Genomic DNA, 15,337 nt, shown 5'->3' with positions numbered 1-15,337 from the left:
CTCGTCACCTGCTACGTCAGGTAGCCGCTCCAGACCTGTCTGTGTTGGGGGTGCTGCGAGCGGTCGCGTTCGTTGTACACCATGAACAGCCTGTCGTGTGTCGGGACGAGACGGTCAAGAACGGTGGGTGCTTACACCGTATTCGAAATGAATTTCCGCGTCATTACTGGCTTCAATGCTGTCTTCACTTGGTTTTCAGTCGATTCAAGCCACGGTACAGAGACTTCGATACTGACGTATCGCGAGTGCCGGTCTTGCCGTCGAGGACAGTCAGACGCCACGTCCTCTGGTCTTCGAGGCGCTCGAAGTGTCGTGGTTCGACATTCCGGACTTCGTCGCTGCGGAGACCGTGAAGTGCGAGACCGAGAGCGATACGGCGCCGTGGTACTCGTCCTCAACGAGCGAGGAATCACCGTGGAGAACTTCCCATTAACCAAACCTATCGAATGTAATCCAGAATATCGAGTCCTGTTGAAGTCATCTCTTCACATCGAATTCAGCAAGACCACTCAGTCCTTTAGGTTCAAGTAACATAGCTGAGAACTATTCTGTGTGAGTATACTCTTTCAGCTCGCTGGGGTTGTAATTTCGATACTCGGAGTTGCATATGTCGCCAAACCAAGGCAGATATACCACTTCGGTCTTGATTTCTTACGCGACCCCCAATCGGAACCGTCTGAGCCCTCTGATATAATCATCTGGCTATACCGAGTCATTGGGGTTTGTCTCGTCATTGTCGGCGTGTCATACATTTCTTAGCGATCATTGAGCTTCTTTCCTATCTAGCGGAGATTTCTGGAGGGGCGGGGTAGAACTAATCAGCTCTGCTGAAATCCTCAGTCGCTGATCATTTGGTGAACCCGTGCTGAATACAGCGCGCAAGTCGGTCACTGTGCTTTGTGTACTGAGTCTGTCAATACAGCAAACCCTACGCCAACTAGGATTAGGACGCCTCCGACCAGCACGCTGTAGATGATGTCTGTAGGGACATGATGTAAGCGGACGATATTCATTCGATAGTAGAACGGCAGTGAAATGTAGAATAGACCACTAAGAACACCGACTACCTGTGAAACACGTGACTTCGGATTCCATGCGAATAACACACCAGTTAGCAGCAACGGGAGTAGTGTGAGTACATTTGCTTCAAGATAATCTAATTCAAACGCCACGTTCTGACGCCAAAATTTAATGTCGGCAACGGGTCCTTCGTGATTGGGGTCAACAACTGCCCAAGGTGAAAGATACCCCAAAGCGACGAAAGCTCCACCAGCGGCAACTATCGCTTGGCTGATTCTGGAGGACTTCACGAAATGGACTCTTTCTGAGGATAGTAAATATCTTCTGTAAAATGAGAACTGATGAAAAACAGCAGTGATTAGTCCCAGTGTGACCGACACACCCTCTGTATGTTGCACGGATTTTCTAACAGCATCTGGGGAGGTTTCAGTGGACGTGCTGAATAGAGAGAAGTAAGTCGGTCACTTCAAATTTAAACGTTCTGTCAACCAACGTTCCACTATGCCCCGCGACACAATCGTTTCGTGGAAGACGTTTGCCCTCTTCATCCTCTTTCCACCACTGGCAATCGTCGCAATCATATTCTTCCCTCTGACGCTACTCGTCTTCTTCTGGCTCTATTACCGAGGAAAACAAGACGTGGTGCTCGAAGGACATTCAGAGCCGGGTGGCTGAGTACACACCGCTCGCGCTCATGTCTGGCTGGCTCTTGCTTGGCTTCCTACTGGTAGGCGTAGGGCAGGCCCGCAAGAGGGGGATCGCTTACACCACTTAGTGTTCACGGCTGTCCTCCTCATCGGGAGCGTCACCGCGGAACATGGTTTGGAAAGTCACAAACGGATTAGTATCGTCCACGGTCACAGTTGTTCTCAGCCTTGGCACTTGGATAGTGACTTTGTGGCTCGGAAGTCGACTTGTCTACGGTGGTTCATTCGACCACGTCCTTGACCGCATTGACGAGGCAAACAGGTGACCAGTCGCTCATTGGGAGCACGGGCGTGTCGAGTTAGAGAGTGTTCAAAAGCCCTGTCTCACCAAGAAGACAGATATCACGGTGAGAACGAGCAAAACGGCCCACGAGTATTGGATCGGCCAGATGAACATCGCGCTGAGTGGAATCACCCCGATAAAGAGTGCAGTAACGACGAACCGACCCCACACCCAGCGAGTAGAATTTGATTCTGATTCGCCGTGGACCGAAACGTTGTGACGTTGGAGGAACTCTCGAAATTGCGACTCCTTGTCTGGGGGAATGAGAAACGAACTCGGCTTGACACTGAACGTTTTTGATTGAGACGACTCGCTCGTCAACCACGGAGTCCCGCCTCCGCAATGCGGTTGAGTACCGCACGCTGCTGCCGGCGAAGGTTGTCCCGCTGTTCGACGAACCGTGCTTCAATCTCCGCCTTGAACTGTTCGAATGCCTGCTCATCACCGCAGACGAACGAACCGGTGACTGCATCGTGTGCGACATCCAGCGGGAGCGTCTCAATATCCGAGAGGTCAACGAACGGCGAATCCTCCCACTGAAGATCACCCGACAGGAAACACTGTTTCTCGAATCGGTCACGGGCAGACAGGCTGTCCGCAAACTTGACTGCGATGTCAAGATCAGACGCCGTCGTTGCCTCGCCCGTAATCTGTGAGCCGAATACGACCACGAATTCGATATCCGAGTCGGAGCAGACTGACTTAACTTAGTTGCCGTTGACATCCTCCCCATCCTGAAGGGCGGGTTTTAGCCTTGAGTATTCCATAAATTGTTAATTCGCCAGTAGAAAATCTGCACGACACTGTGGCGAACGGACTGCAGACGTGGCGGCGTACGTTGGCTGGCGTAGCCGTGGCCAACGCCCTTCCGCTCGTCGGAATTCTCCTGTTTGACTGGGGCCTCGCACACCTCCTAGTCGTCTACTGGGCCGAGATTACCGTTGGAGCGCTCCGGCAGACGCTGGAGGCGACGTTCGCGGGGCAGCGCGCCGTTCCAGAGGACTGGGCGGTCACTGACTCACGGTGGGGATGGCGGTCACCGTTCCGCTCGCTCCGGGAGAAACGTGGGAGTTTCCAGCTCCACGCGGCACTGCCGCCGACCTACCCACGCTCGTTCCCTCGTGTGTTGGATCTCGGTCGAACGGTCATAGGTCTCTCGCTCATCAGCGGTGCCGTGCTCTGGTTCGCGACCGCTGAGAGCGGGGGATTCGTCGAGGGGGTCCTCGTCGCGGGCGTGACGACGCTCGCCCGCGAGGGAACGACATTCGTGGATCACGTCGGCTCGCGCGACTACCGCGAACTTGTCCCACAGTCGATTCTCACGGCGCGATCGGTCCTCGAGGTTGTTGCGCTCATGGTGATCGTCGTCTGGGGAAGCTCGCTCGGCCTGTCGCCGACCGAGAGCACAGGGTTCCTCTTCATGCTCGTCTACTTCGCTCGCGTCGGGTTCGACGTGTACACCGTGGTCGGGCGGAGCGAGCGGTTCGACCCACTTGACCCGAGCGAGGCCGATTTCGAGACCGCAGACGACAATGAATGGGCACCCGTCTCCGTCCCCGATGGAGACCCGACAAACGTGCTCCACACGAACCGCCACGCGGTGTGGGCCGGCACAGTCGTTGACGGTCTCCTCGGGATGCTGAACCCCCGACGCTTCGCCGCGGCGGCCGTCACTGCCTTCCTCGGGTACGTCGTCGCCGGGGTGACGTGGACAGTCGTCGGTGCGAGTGTGGCCGTGGTGGTAGTCGTCGCACACACGCTCGTGGAGAGCGACCTCCGGTGGGGGCACGTAGAGTACCGGGTGTACGAGGATAGCGTCGTCTGCCACGACTGCTTGCTGGACGAGCCGCAGTGGCGTCTCGAACGTAAACGAGTCACGGACGCGACGGACCGGTCCGGACTGCTTGGACGCCTTCTGAAAGTCTCCTCGGTCTCGATGGAGCAGCGCGACGACGGTGATTCCCGGACACTTCGGTACCTCGATACCGCCGACGTACTACGCTGCAGGATCCTCCCGAGTCGCGATTGAAGACGGAATCCACCGCTGCGTGCACTGTGAGAAAGAGGACGCGAACTCATACATCGACTGTGCAAATTGTGAGAGCATCAACTGTGGTTCACACATCAAAACAGAACAGCTTGAGGGCACCCCTGTCTGTACGGGCTGTGCAGTCACCGAGCGATTTACGGTCAACAACTTTGGGTCGGGTGACCCGGGGCTTGTCAGTGTTCTCGGCCTCTAACTCGGTGCTGAGTACGGGATGAATCCCCGATTCGGCGTCACTGTCCCTGACTTAAGGGCAAGTTGACTGTTGCCCGTCCGTCGTGAGTCGTTTATCCCACGACGGACAAACCGCCACCCGATATTCTTCGCCGCATTATAATCCGCGTGAAGCACTTTTCCGCACTTCTCACACTCGAAGTATTCTTACTTCGGCCGATTTCCACGACTCGTGTGTCCACACTCACTACATCGCTGGGGTCCGTTACAAAAGTGCTTGATGGGGATGAACTTGTGTTTTTATTACTGGTGGTAGTCTTATTCCCTGAATTGTTATCGGTGGTAGTAACATTTGATATTGTAGAGTTTTTGGTTTTCTCCCCAGGAGTAGAACTATGCTGGTCACTTGTACAACCTGCTGTGGGCAGGATAATGCCAATAATAATGGACGAAAAGTGCCTTCTATTTATTCCCATAGAGTCAATCTAAAAATCACTTTGTTAAATAGGCACTGTCTAGTTAGTGACCTCCTCAACAGGTGTTCGTCCACCGAGCGCTTGCTGCGGTCTCTGAAAATTGTAGTATTGTTCGAATTGTATATTTCTTCTAAATCCGTCGCAACGCACTCGCTGAGCAGGGCTGCGAGCATTCTAACCAATTAACTCACCGACCTGCTCGTTCCTCAAACTGGCGTGACTAGACAGTGCCGGGCCGAGAAAAATTCGCTACTTGTCGAGTGTTGGTTTGGCGTCCTCATCCATGTACATCTCGGAGACGATAACCCACTTCTCGTCTTGACGATTCAGAACCTTGAGCGAGTGATTTCGTCGGGTGGGTAGTTCGTCTCCCTCGGCGCTTTCCTGCCCCGCACGCTCGACAAAAGTCTTGGCCACGGCCACGTCGTCGCTGACGAACCGAATCGACCCGTCAGGTTCGCCGAGGATTTTCCCACGAGAGAAATGAGGATCTTCGAAGAGCTCTTCGTGATACTCAACGATCGCATCACGGCCGTGTAAGGTCGTACCGAAAGCGTTCGTCCAGTCGGCGTCCTCTGCATACATCTGAGCTAATTTCGTCGTATCGAGCTCACGGAACGCCTGCGCTGAGGCCATCAACAGTTGTTCGATCTCTTCTTCGTCTGTGCTCTGAGTGTTGTGTGTCATCGTCTGTTGTCTCGTCTGTACTTCGGTTATTCTGAATTTATTCTACATTGTCAATTTCGAACAGCGTACTCATATCATTTTTGTAAGAAAACATACCAATTCTCGTGCCGTAATTCCTAATCCCTACCGTGGCACCGGCTGCAGTACGTTTGGCCCCGACTCGGCACCCATCGAATTCGTTCACGGAACGTAGAGAGCAACCTGTGACTGGTCGCGAACGTAATTGCCTATTCAGCTCACGCTGAGTGACAACACGTCGTCCGGCATGTAACCTTGCGTCACCCACGTTTTGTCTCCCGTTCGCCGGATGATTCTCCCCAAGTCGCCGACGCCTGTACCGGCGAACACGTGGTCGTCGCTCGACGTGTACGCTAGAATCATTTCGTCCGGGCCACCCGGGTACGGTGCTTCCTCCAGCGTCTCACCGGCGTCGCTCGAAGCGAACATCGCTGCACCGGCGTCCAACGTACCGGTCCACTCCGGTGGAACAGTAGTCGAACCGCAAGCGTGTAGCATGCCGTCGTGGTGTATCAGGCCCCGGAAATAGGACGGGTCGACGGTGCGGTCGAGACGGGTCCACGTAACGCCTGCGTCGGCAGTGTGGTACAGTCCGCCTTCGGCAGCGGCGTGGTTCCGGTCGTAGATAGAGAGCCGCCCGCACGCGACGACGTATCCTTCGGGGCCGAGGGAGACAATCTCGTGAATATCGTCCTGAACGACGCCGGTTTCGTCCCTGATTTCGCACTTCGACCACGACTCGCCTCGATCCTCGCTTCGATAGAGACCACCAACTTCGATACCTGCGAAGATGCGGTCAGGCGTTTCCGGGTGGCTAGTGACCGTCCGAACGTGGGCGGTTTCGCGAAATGCCGACCGCCAGAGCTCGGTGGTCGTCTGCTGTCGTAGCGAGCCGAGTTCGGTCCACGTGTCACCGTTGTCGGCCGAACAGAACAGTCGAGCGGGGTCCGTCCCAGCGTAAATTCGCCCGTCGGAAGCGACAAACACCTCCCAAACGTTCTCTTCGGGGAGCTCTACCGGGTTCCACGTCCGCCCGTCGTCGGTAGAGCGGTACAGTCCTTCATCGGTCGCAGCAAACGTCCCCTCCTCGTCGTGACGGCTGATTTTGCTCACCCGGCCGCAGTCGATAACGCGCTCGCTGTCGTCGAAGGGGAGAGAATCCACTCTATACAGGCCGTTTCTGGTACCGATGAGTCCGACCATGAGTACATATAACATCCCACATAATTATTTTTATTTGTCAAGGTGTGTGAGATCCACGCTTACGGTCTGTACTGTGATATGACGAATGTCATTGTTTGGGTAGTCGTCTCAACTGCCGTCAATACTGTTCTCTTTAACAACAATTTGGCTGGTTCAGTTGTTACGGGAATGGTTGGTAGTCTCGCTGCCGGAGTTAGCTAATTGCAGGCGGTAAGCCCCCTTCCTCAAGGAGCAACGTAAGCCGAAGGCCGAGTAGGCAGGGGTAGTTCACATGCTCTATCTCAGACAGGATAACGAAATCCGAGTTACTATCGACCTACTCGGTTATCTGAGCTCCTGAGGTATTCGTCAGTTCCGGGTCTGAATCCTCTTGACCAAAGACGACACCGTAGACAAGCGAGATGCCACCAGCAATAAATCCGAGAACGAGGAAGCCGAGCCCAAAGATAATTCCTGCAAGGCCATTCGCCAGTACATTTGCTCCGAGCACGAGCACAGCAACACCGACTGTAGTACCGATGAGCGCCGCCCACCGACGCTGGTGAATCAGAACGCCTGCGATGACACTCGCCGAGACAACAAACGCACTTGCCGGATCGGTGATGAATCGAGTAAGCGATGGGCTCTGTTCAAGCGCGGTCAACACCACAGTGATAGGGATCGAAAGTGCAGCGACCGCTACCGCACGAGGGACCGTGAGGACACGATTATCAGAGGGACTCTGATATCGGTAGTAGAGGATCCCAACTGCGACAGCGATGAAACCCCGTCCAACAGGGGTAAGAACATATCCCACTCCAGCTCCGAGTACGCGCGCTGTCAGCGCTGACTCATCTTCCGCTGCTACCGTGTAATATGAGCTCCCTCGTTGATACACTCCTGCATTGATAGACCCGCTTTCCACCGAGCCCGTCTCAATCGCAGTCTGAACGTCAGTGGGTGCTGTGTCGTACGGCTTTGCAACAGCATCCAGCACAGACGTCGCGTTGATGGGATCCATTCGTATGCGAGCTGATGTGCCATCATCGTTGACGGTGGTGTTCCACTGGTAGTACGATCCATTGTAGATGGTGTACTGGACAACTTGGCTCGGCAGGGCCTCGAGGACGCTAGCGAGCTGTGGAGTCACGTTCCCCTCAAACGAGCCGGTTTGGGACGCCTGAACGATTGGTCGAGTCGTCTGTTGATTGAGGTCCGCGAGACGAGTATCGAGATTCGAAACGTTCGTACTCACGTTGACTATACGGGCGGGGTCATCTCCCGGTTCTACTGGTGTTGCTGTATAGGTGAGCTGTGCCCCAGCCATAGCCGGGAACACTAAGCTACAGAGAACACCGACGATGAGAAGCCCGTATAGTGCGATAGTCCGGGTGGAGGGCACGCTGATACCTCCGCTGTCATTTTGTAAGTTTTTTATGATTTTTCAGAGTACCAGACGCGCCTCAGAGCCGGATATCTGGTCGTGTTTAGTTAAAGATGAAGAGTGAGGCGGCGTGATCAGGCGTGTCAGTACGTGCGCTCAGCACAGGACGCGGGACTCTTTCCGGGGCGGGCACACGAGGCAGTCGCCGCAGCGAGTGTCTACGCCGTCTGTCGGTGTACGGGGCTTTCACGAACGCTCGATGAGTTCGCGCCCGTAGCGCGAGTCCCCCAATCACAGATAATCTCCGCATACAAGGCGCTGAATACAGAGTTGGGACTCCCCACCCAACCAATTACGCCAGCAGCGTTCGTCCCACGCGTTGCCAACGCGTTGGACGTGACAGATAGCATTCGACGACGGGCTCGAACCCTCGCTATCGACACCAGCGAGGAATGGGCGCACTCAGGAGCGACCCCGAAAGCCGTGGCAGCGGCGTGTGTGTATACAGTTGCTCGCGATGCGGACGGCCAACTCACCCAAGCTCGTGTGGCGACCGTCTCGGGGATATCCGTCAAGACGATTCAAACGCATCACCAGACACTCCGGCGCTATCGTGACGAGACGGCGTCACCGAACGCTCACTGATGGTTTCGTGTCAGCGTTTTAGGAGATATTTGGTCGGCGAGGTAATTACTCGTCCAGTGCGTCGAGATACTGCTGTTCCCATTCATTCCGAGCTTCGATTTCCCGGCGTCCCCGTGCTGTCAGTCGGTAGCTGTTGGTCCGACGGTCTTTTTCGCCTTTGTCGACGAGGCCTTTTTCGACGAGGGTGTCGAGGTTCGGATAGAGCCGCCCGTGGTGGATCTCGGTTTCGTAATAGTCCTCGAGTTCACCTTTGATGGCGAGACCGTGCGGTTCGTCGAAGCCCGCCATAACGTACAGCAGATCACGCTGAAACCCGGTTAGATCGAACATGTGTCCGTTTTCTAGTATTAGAGAACACAAATACGTCTGTTGGAGTCAGGACTTCGAATTCTCCATTCAATAGGGTGGGCGAGCGTTTATGAGGGAATGTCGGGGCAAGAAGCGGTGTGCCACCTCATCGACGGCTGGCCGAGGAACTGCGGCCGTATGACGAAGCAACGGACCTTCCAGACGAACAGCAATCGACTCACACCCACCCAGACGAGGCCGACTCGCTTCCACGTCGGGACTACCCAAACGTGCCCGGCGACGAGCAATCAGTGTGCCGAACCTGTCAGCGATTGCTCCCAGCTGACCGGACTCGCTGTCAGCTCTGTTCGCCCACAGCATTGCAACAGCTTGCTGGAGTCAGAGAGACTGAATACGCTTAACTCGTCTCTGAGGGCCGTCTGGTCCGCCTGTCCGGATCCCGACACCGTAGTCGTGTTATGGTCACCCGATTATAATGAACAAGGAGAATACCAGCGCCTTTAGGCCTGTCTTTTACCCCCCTGTGGGGAACCCCACGGCTTTAGCCGTGGAGAATATAAGCCATGAGGCCGGCGACAACTGGATTCCAGATATCCATCAGTCGGTCGAGAAGGAGCCCCGACAAACCGGTCACCTCAACCAGTCCCGCGCCAAGCGTACCGAGAACGGTAGTGGCATACGCAGTAGTTCGACGACGCGTGGCCTTGCTCAGAAATTGATCGACTTGAGAATACGGGCTTCGATACGCTGGAGTCGTTCTGCGATTGTCCCCTCCGATTTGTCGAGTCGCGTTGCAATGTCCTTCTGGGTCGTTTCTCGTGGCGTCTCGTAATACCCCATTCCGATAGCCGTCGAGAGTATATGCCATTGCTGTGGTGTCAACAGCGAGGTGTCCGAGTGTGGGTCGCCCCTGAATTGCGTAGACTGTTCAAGATGGAGGTCGATGCCTGACGGAACGTCTTCGATGGCTTCCTGAATGGAACGGCTTGATCCGATGAACGTGAGCCTGATACCGTTCTGCCCGTTCACCCTGGTGAACTCAACCGGCCACCGAAGGACAATCGCGTGGTTGAACAGGACAGCAAGCAATGCGTCCATGTACTCCGACCCTGCGTAATGAAGATACACGATGCCATCCTTCGAATCAGAGACCTCGAACTCCTTTACGACCTGCGACGCCTCTAGAAGTTCTTCGGCCCTGTTCAGGTCCCCGCCGATGAGCCCTAATTCGGCGTACTCGTTCTCTCCGACCGGATTCACGTAATAGATCTTCTCGATATCGACGTCCGGTTCGGTGGCGAATACGGCTTCGAGTGGATGCAACTGGACATCTCCCCACGTAAGGACGAGTCGGACGCTTCTCACGTGTCCTTACCCCGGGTACGATTCCGCTTGGCCATACCGGGACTATTAATCGGTCGCTGATAAAGACCCCGAGGGTCCTAGCGATTAAATTCGTGCGAGTACCCGATGTATCTCTACTTGTCCGATGAATTCTGACATCGTAATCGTATCGAACACGATAGACCGTACCGAGCCACGCCACCCGTTCGGAGTTGTTGAGCAATGACGTCGCTGGAAAAACAGTTCTGTCCGTTATTGAGCGCCAATAGGGTCCTCACAATCACCCTGATAATCGGTGGAATCGCCCCCGTCCTCTCGGGCATTCTCGCGATGTTCTTCGGGGACCAATACATCTACCTCATGGGCAGTGACATCCAGGGGATGTTCACCGATCACACGTACCCGTTCTTGCTCTCCTGGGTGAACCTGCAGGGCGGCGACGCCTTTGTCGCAGGTATCTCACGCGTCATCGTCGCGCTTATCGGCGCGTACAGCGTCAAACGGGTGTTCGCCGCGGTCGGGATCTTCCACAGCCTCTTCGAGATGTGGCTCTTACCGACCCAAGCTCTTTCCTGGTGTCATCTCACGGGGCAGTGCCGACCCCTCTTCGTCGTCGAAATCTGGGCGTTCGTCGCCCTCCACGTCGTCCTCATCGTGGGCTTCAGCTACGGACTCTACCAGGGACGCCGAGAACGGAAGCGACGGTCGGGGGCTTCGGTCCAGCCAGGCACCGACGGACATTCGATGACGGGAGGGCACGAATGACTGGAGAACGTCCCCTCTCAGATGTGACCGAACTCGACGGATACGGCCACGGTATCACCGGCGTCACTCCAAACGGAAGACGGCATATGCCTCGCATCGTCCTGCGCGCGGTTCGTAAAGAATTCGGGGTTCTCAAAGGAATCGTTTTCCTGGCTCTCTCGCTGGTCCGGAGCGTCCTCGTCAAGCGACGGAACCCCGAAGGAATGAGACTAGCGGCCGACTACAGTTCGGAATTTGCGAACGACTTCCCGATGATAGTTGGGATGTACGAGACGCATTCGAACTGGACGGACGCGGACGAAGCGTACGGTTTCCTCCGGACGATCGTCCAGACATCGGCGCAATACCAGATGTACGACCTCTATCCAGTTGAGGAGCTCCAGGAATTCACCGATCCGTTTGAGGCGTTCAAACGCTACAACTACGGTATCTTCGCGGATGACGACAACTACCCGATGGAGGAGTTCGTCGACGAACCAAACCATTGCCAGATTATGGTTGGGTCGTGCGCAAACGTCCAGATTGCACACGCGTTTGGGTATCCCGAACTCGCGAAACTGGGATGTGATCACGACCTCGCTGGCTACCCGCTTATCGAAGATGACGTCGACGCGGTGTTTCGTCGTTCCCAAACCATCGCGAAAGGCGCCGACTCGTGCGATTTCCAGTTCTACCGGAAAGGGACCGAGCCTGATGCGACGTTCGAGAACAGATGACGAGATACAGACGAACCCTCGTTGGGTGACCCTTCGAGCATTCGTGGGTGGGCAGTCACGCGAGCGTCCGCGAGTGGCTTACCGATTCGCGCAATACTATAATCTTCAGAGACTGCACCAAGCGCTTGACGGACGAACCCCGGCCGAGGAGGTCACTAACTAGCCAGTGCCGGAACCTGAATACCATCGATAATCTGGGATATAGCTGCTGATTCCCCGCTGCTGCTTCGATTAAAATTTGTTCGGACGTGTGCGCTCACCCGGCCAAATAACAAACGTTTGATGATGTTAAATTCACCTATACAATACATATTATCATTATAATAATGGCCAGAAAGTTATTATCTACTGAGTAAATACCCACAACTGAAACGTGCGATGAACATTTTCTTCCAAGAAAACCATGGGATGACGCCAACAATTAGCTCCGCAACGAATAGATCGTACAGATTCCCGGACGGTATCACGGGGTCTGTACTATGAGTCGGTCCGAACTCTGGCTCGTCGAACCGCCTCGCGAACGTACACTAGTCGCCACCCACACTTTCGATGTCTGATAAAAACACACACGACTCCGATTTCCTTCCGGTCGGACGACGTACACTGTTGAAATCCACAGCCGCCCTTCTGGCGGGGAGTGCGCTCACTTCAGCCCCCGCATCGGCACACCACTATGATTCGAAGATCCACTACGAACCACAGGTGGACGAGGACAACCTCATGCAATTGTCCGTCGAGGGTCACGAAGTTCTCGACGACGGGGTGAAACTTGACCTCGGTACTCACGAAGGGTACATTCGTCTATTCAGCGACAACCTAGTTCGCGTCGCCATCATGGAACCGGGCGAGGAAGAATACGAATCTCGGGGTATCGAGAACGGACTCAGCGAGTGGGACACGCCGAGCTTCAGCGTCGATTCGAGCCCCGACAAGATAGCCATCGAGACCGACACGGTTACTGTCGAAATCAACACGGAACTCTTCGGTGTCCGGTTCCTCGACGAGGAAGGGACGGTCATCAACGAGGACTACTTGGATAAGGGGTCGTCAGGATACGCCCCATCTCCCGATAGAGCTGAGGAATCGACCAACCCAACGCCGCAAACAAACGCAACACAGCAGACCAACTCAACGCTGCAAGAGTCCGCTTACAGGTCCACAAGCGTGAGCGACCTGGATGCAGACACCGCTGATACTCAGGAGGACGTCCAAACGGCCGACCCAACGCCTAACGAGCCGTTACCATACGTGTACAAGAAGGCCGACGAGGACGAAGCCTTCTATGGCTTTGGCGAACAGCCCGAACTCACACTCAACCAACGCGGAAAGAAACTCGAGAACTGGAATACGGACCAGTACGGGTACTTTTACACGAGTGACTACGTCTATGCGTCGGTTCCGTTCTTTGTCGGCCTGAAGAATGCCGGTGCGTACGGGATGTTCTTTGATAATCCCAACCATACCGTGTTCCACACGCCCCAGGTACAGGACCCCGAGGGCGTAGAGGAGACCTACGACACCGACGCTGGTGAAGACTACTACTACTTCGTTGGCGATGGCGGCCAGCTAACGTACTACATCGCCTACGGTCCGGAAATCGGCGATGTCCTCGACAGCTACACGAGTTTGACCGGAACCATCAATCTGCCACCCAAGTGGGCGATTGGATTCCACCAGAGCAAGTGGGAATACAGCCCCGAGGAACTCGTCGAGATACCCCACCGGTACCGCCAAGAGGAGATTCCGCTGGACGCGATGCACTTCGATATCGGCTACATGAACAACTACCGCGTCTTCAGCATCCAGGACTCACACCGCGATGCGCTCCAAACGCTAAGTGAGGAGTTGCCCGAAGTCAAGACGGTCGCCGTCAACGACCCGGGTGTCGCGGTGGACAAGGAGATAGACGTCGATGGTGACGGCGAACTCGAACCGTACGACCCTTATCTCGAAGGGACTGCCAATGATTACTGGACCAAGGATGCGAACGGGGAGACGTTCAAAGCGAGAGTCTGGCCCGATGTCGCGGTGTGGCCCGACTTCTCGCGTTCTGAGGTCCGCAGCTGGTGGGCCGAACAACACGACGTGTTGTTCGATGCCGGCTTCGACGGGATCAAAAACGACATGGGTGAGCCGGCGGTATTCCAGAAGAATACCCGTTACGACTGGACGATGCCGGTGGACAACATCCACGGGACGGGTAATGACACGATGTTGCACGAGGAGTATCACAACATGTACGGGTTCGACTATGCCCGGGCATCTCGTGAGTCCTACGACCTCTACAAGCCCGACGACCGTCCCTTCCTGTTGAACCGGAACCTCTACGCTGGCGGCCAGCGGTACGCGGCAATCTGGACCGGTGATTGCGTGAGTATCTGGCCCCACTTGCAGATGCAGATTCCGATGATGATGAACATGGGAATCTCTGGGCTCGCGTTCTGTGGTCACGACGTCGGCGGATTCGTCGGGCGGCCTTCTCCCGAACTATTCAAGCGCTGGATAGAACTGGGAGCGTTCATCCCCTTCTTCCGGAACCACACCGACACCCACAGGAAGCAAGACCCGGACCTTCCGCGCAATCAACACCCGTGGACGTTCGGCGAGGAAGCCGTGGATATCACGAAAAAGTACACTGAGCTTCGCTACAAACTGCTTCCGTACCTCTACAACGAGTTCCAGGAGTCGTCAGAAAACGGGAAGCCGATCTTCCAGCCGCTGGTCTTCCAATTCCAGGACGACGACGAAGTCCGTGGCATCGCCGACCAGTTCCTCTTCGGCGACGACGTGCTTGTTGCACCAGTCGTCGAAGAAGGTGCGACGGAACGCGACGTCTACCTACCAGACGGTGAGACTTGGGTCGACTTCTGGACGAACGACGTGTACGACGGTGGGCAGTGGATGACCGTCGACGTCCCGATCGACCATCTGCCGATCTACGTGCGTAAAGACTCGATCATCCCAATGCGCGAGGTGCAGCAGTACACGGGAGAAAAGCCACTTACGACGCTTCAGTTGAACACCTACCTCGACGAAGAAGCTTCGTACTCGTTCTACGAGGACGACGGCGCGACCAACGACTTCGAGGACGGCGAGTACAACGTGACGAACTTCACCATCACGGGGACGGGGGGTGGTGTCGTCACCTTCGAATCCGAGATGGAAGTCGAAAACTACGACGACTCCCAACTCTCGTCGTACCTGTTGCGACTCGACCGTTCGCAAGCGCCGAGGAAAGTCCAGGCCGGCCCGACCAAGTACGAAGCGGTCGATGCCGACATGGTCGAAGAGACGGCGAACTCGTTCGCCTACAGTGACGACGAGGACGCTGTACTCGTCCACATTCCTGCCGACGAAGAGCGCAAAGTAACGCTCTTTTTCAACGGTCGGGGTAACGGCCAAAGTAACGGTCACGGCTACGGTCGGGGAACCGGACAGCAGTAGACGGCCACCCAACCTTAACCCTACTGCGCGTTTCGTTTTTTTGCGATGTTGGGGCTGGCAGACGTTCACGGTGCTACCTGCCGTCTGCTCGGGAGACGTCGCTTTGGCTCCGCGAGAGACTGTCCCTACTCGATAA

General features: G+C 55.6%; 14 protein-coding genes and 5 pseudogenes. 10 read left to right on the top strand and 9 right to left on the bottom strand.

All coding sequences use genetic code 11. From position 1 onward, the window contains the following. The first annotated feature begins 552 nt into the window (after positions 1–552). Positions 553–759: a DUF6199 family natural product biosynthesis protein gene (locus HFX_RS20585; protein ID WP_081603733.1), complete on the top strand. Its 207-nt coding sequence runs from the start codon at positions 553–555 to the stop codon at positions 757–759. Between the two features lie 128 nt (positions 760–887). Here the strand turns inward: HFX_RS20585 and HFX_RS19775 are convergent, their stop codons facing one another. Beyond that, positions 888–1,310, bottom strand: coding sequence for a hypothetical protein (locus tag HFX_RS19775; RefSeq protein WP_137685709.1), 423 nt, complete (start codon positions 1,308–1,310; stop codon positions 888–890). A 211-nt stretch (positions 1,311–1,521) separates the two neighbouring features. Between HFX_RS19775 and HFX_RS20125 the strand changes: the two genes are divergently transcribed. Then, positions 1,522–1,695 carry a hypothetical protein gene (locus HFX_RS20125; RefSeq protein ID WP_004060488.1) on the top strand — a complete coding sequence of 58 codons (174 nt, stop codon included), beginning with the start codon at positions 1,522–1,524 and terminating at the stop codon, positions 1,693–1,695. Positions 1,696–2,327: 632 nt separating this feature from the next. Here the strand turns inward: HFX_RS20125 and mntA are convergent. Beyond that, a pseudogene (mntA, locus tag HFX_RS15180) lies at positions 2,328–2,708 on the bottom strand (type VII toxin-antitoxin system MntA family adenylyltransferase antitoxin); the annotation flags it as partial. A gap of 107 nt (positions 2,709–2,815) precedes the next feature. On the opposite strand from mntA, the gene HFX_RS15175 reads away from it, so the two are divergent. Both HFX_RS15175 and HFX_RS20335 read left to right on the top strand, forming a co-directional pair. Beyond that, on the top strand, positions 2,816–4,039 hold the full coding sequence (locus HFX_RS15175; protein WP_004060491.1) for a DUF6498-containing protein: 1,224 nt from the start codon (positions 2,816–2,818) through the stop codon (positions 4,037–4,039). Beyond that, positions 3,996–4,202, top strand: a pseudogene (locus tag HFX_RS20335) (restriction endonuclease); the annotation flags it as partial. The gene HFX_RS15175 and the pseudogene HFX_RS20335, both read left to right, overlap by 44 nt. Before the next feature lie 47 nt (positions 4,203–4,249). Here the strand turns inward: HFX_RS20335 and HFX_RS19235 are convergent. Further along, a pseudogene (locus HFX_RS19235) lies at positions 4,250–4,498 on the bottom strand (zinc ribbon domain-containing protein); the annotation flags it as partial. Between HFX_RS19235 and HFX_RS20330 the strand changes: the two are divergent. After that, positions 4,466–4,720, top strand: a complete 255-nt coding sequence (locus tag HFX_RS20330; protein ID WP_169330961.1) for a hypothetical protein — start codon at positions 4,466–4,468, stop codon at positions 4,718–4,720. The pseudogene HFX_RS19235 and the gene HFX_RS20330 overlap by 33 nt on opposite strands. A gap of 26 nt (positions 4,721–4,746) precedes the next feature. On the opposite strand, the pseudogene HFX_RS19770 reads toward HFX_RS20330, so the two are convergent. The 4 genes and pseudogenes from HFX_RS19770 to HFX_RS15160 all read right to left on the bottom strand — a co-directional run. Then, a pseudogene (locus HFX_RS19770) lies at positions 4,747–4,830 on the bottom strand (IS6 family transposase); the annotation flags it as partial. 126 nt (positions 4,831–4,956) lie between these two features. Next, complete coding sequence (locus HFX_RS15170; RefSeq protein ID WP_004060493.1) at positions 4,957–5,394, bottom strand: YybH family protein; 438 nt, start codon at positions 5,392–5,394, stop codon at positions 4,957–4,959. Positions 5,395–5,625: 231 nt separating this feature from the next. After that, positions 5,626–6,576, bottom strand: coding sequence for a WD40/YVTN/BNR-like repeat-containing protein (locus HFX_RS15165; protein ID WP_231512947.1), 951 nt, complete (start codon positions 6,574–6,576; stop codon positions 5,626–5,628). A gap of 355 nt (positions 6,577–6,931) precedes the next feature. Beyond that, positions 6,932–7,996 carry a hypothetical protein gene (locus HFX_RS15160; RefSeq protein WP_004060495.1) on the bottom strand — a complete coding sequence of 355 codons (1,065 nt, stop codon included), beginning with the start codon at positions 7,994–7,996 and terminating at the stop codon, positions 6,932–6,934. Positions 7,997–8,098: 102 nt separating this feature from the next. On the opposite strand from HFX_RS15160, the gene HFX_RS19230 reads away from it, so the two are divergent. Beyond that, positions 8,099–8,623, top strand: a complete 525-nt coding sequence (locus tag HFX_RS19230; protein WP_081603735.1) for a transcription initiation factor IIB family protein — start codon at positions 8,099–8,101, stop codon at positions 8,621–8,623. 45 nt (positions 8,624–8,668) lie between these two features. Here HFX_RS19230 and HFX_RS15155 read toward each other — a convergent pair whose 3' ends face one another. Both HFX_RS15155 and HFX_RS15150 read right to left on the bottom strand, forming a co-directional pair. Then, positions 8,669–8,953: a PadR family transcriptional regulator gene (locus tag HFX_RS15155; RefSeq protein ID WP_004060497.1), complete on the bottom strand. Its 285-nt coding sequence runs from the start codon at positions 8,951–8,953 to the stop codon at positions 8,669–8,671. Between the two features lie 687 nt (positions 8,954–9,640). Then, complete coding sequence (locus HFX_RS15150) at positions 9,641–10,297, bottom strand: helix-turn-helix domain-containing protein (RefSeq protein WP_004060499.1); 657 nt, start codon at positions 10,295–10,297, stop codon at positions 9,641–9,643. Positions 10,298–10,531: 234 nt separating this feature from the next. On the opposite strand from HFX_RS15150, the gene HFX_RS15145 reads away from it, so the two are divergent. The 4 genes and pseudogenes from HFX_RS15145 (at position 10,532) to HFX_RS15135 (ending at position 15,201) form a co-directional block, all read left to right on the top strand. Next, positions 10,532–11,041, top strand: a complete 510-nt coding sequence (locus HFX_RS15145; protein WP_231512948.1) for a hypothetical protein — start codon at positions 10,532–10,534, stop codon at positions 11,039–11,041. After that, positions 11,038–11,757, top strand: a complete 720-nt coding sequence (locus HFX_RS15140; protein ID WP_004060501.1) for an L-2-amino-thiazoline-4-carboxylic acid hydrolase — start codon at positions 11,038–11,040, stop codon at positions 11,755–11,757. Before HFX_RS15145 ends, HFX_RS15140 begins: the two co-directional genes overlap by 4 nt. Before the next feature lie 32 nt (positions 11,758–11,789). Continuing rightward, positions 11,790–11,920, top strand: a pseudogene (locus tag HFX_RS19765) (integrase core domain-containing protein); the annotation flags it as partial. Between the two features lie 386 nt (positions 11,921–12,306). Further along, positions 12,307–15,201, top strand: a complete 2,895-nt coding sequence (locus HFX_RS15135; protein WP_004060502.1) for a glycoside hydrolase family 31 protein — start codon at positions 12,307–12,309, stop codon at positions 15,199–15,201. Positions 15,202–15,337: the final 136 nt, after the last annotated feature.

Source organism: Haloferax mediterranei ATCC 33500, from assembly GCF_000306765.2.
Classification (GTDB): Archaea; Halobacteriota; Halobacteria; order Halobacteriales; family Haloferacaceae; genus Haloferax; species Haloferax mediterranei.
Note: the sequence above shows the minus strand (reverse complement) of the source record. Positions and strands in the feature narration are given on the sequence as shown.

What these genes read in the sequence shown, in the direction of transcription:
- HFX_RS15155 (WP_004060497.1), bottom strand. Translation starts at nt 8,953, where the DNA reads ATGTTCGATCTAACCGGGTTTCAGCGTGATCTGCTGTACGTTATGGCG.
- HFX_RS15170 (WP_004060493.1), bottom strand. Translation starts at nt 5,394, where the DNA reads ATGACACACAACACTCAGAGCACAGACGAAGAAGAGATCGAACAACTG.
- HFX_RS15135 (WP_004060502.1), top strand. Translation starts at nt 12,307, where the DNA reads ATGTCTGATAAAAACACACACGACTCCGATTTCCTTCCGGTCGGACGA.
- HFX_RS15140 (WP_004060501.1), top strand. Translation starts at nt 11,038, where the DNA reads ATGACTGGAGAACGTCCCCTCTCAGATGTGACCGAACTCGACGGATAC.
- HFX_RS20125 (WP_004060488.1), top strand. Translation starts at nt 1,522, where the DNA reads ATGCCCCGCGACACAATCGTTTCGTGGAAGACGTTTGCCCTCTTCATC.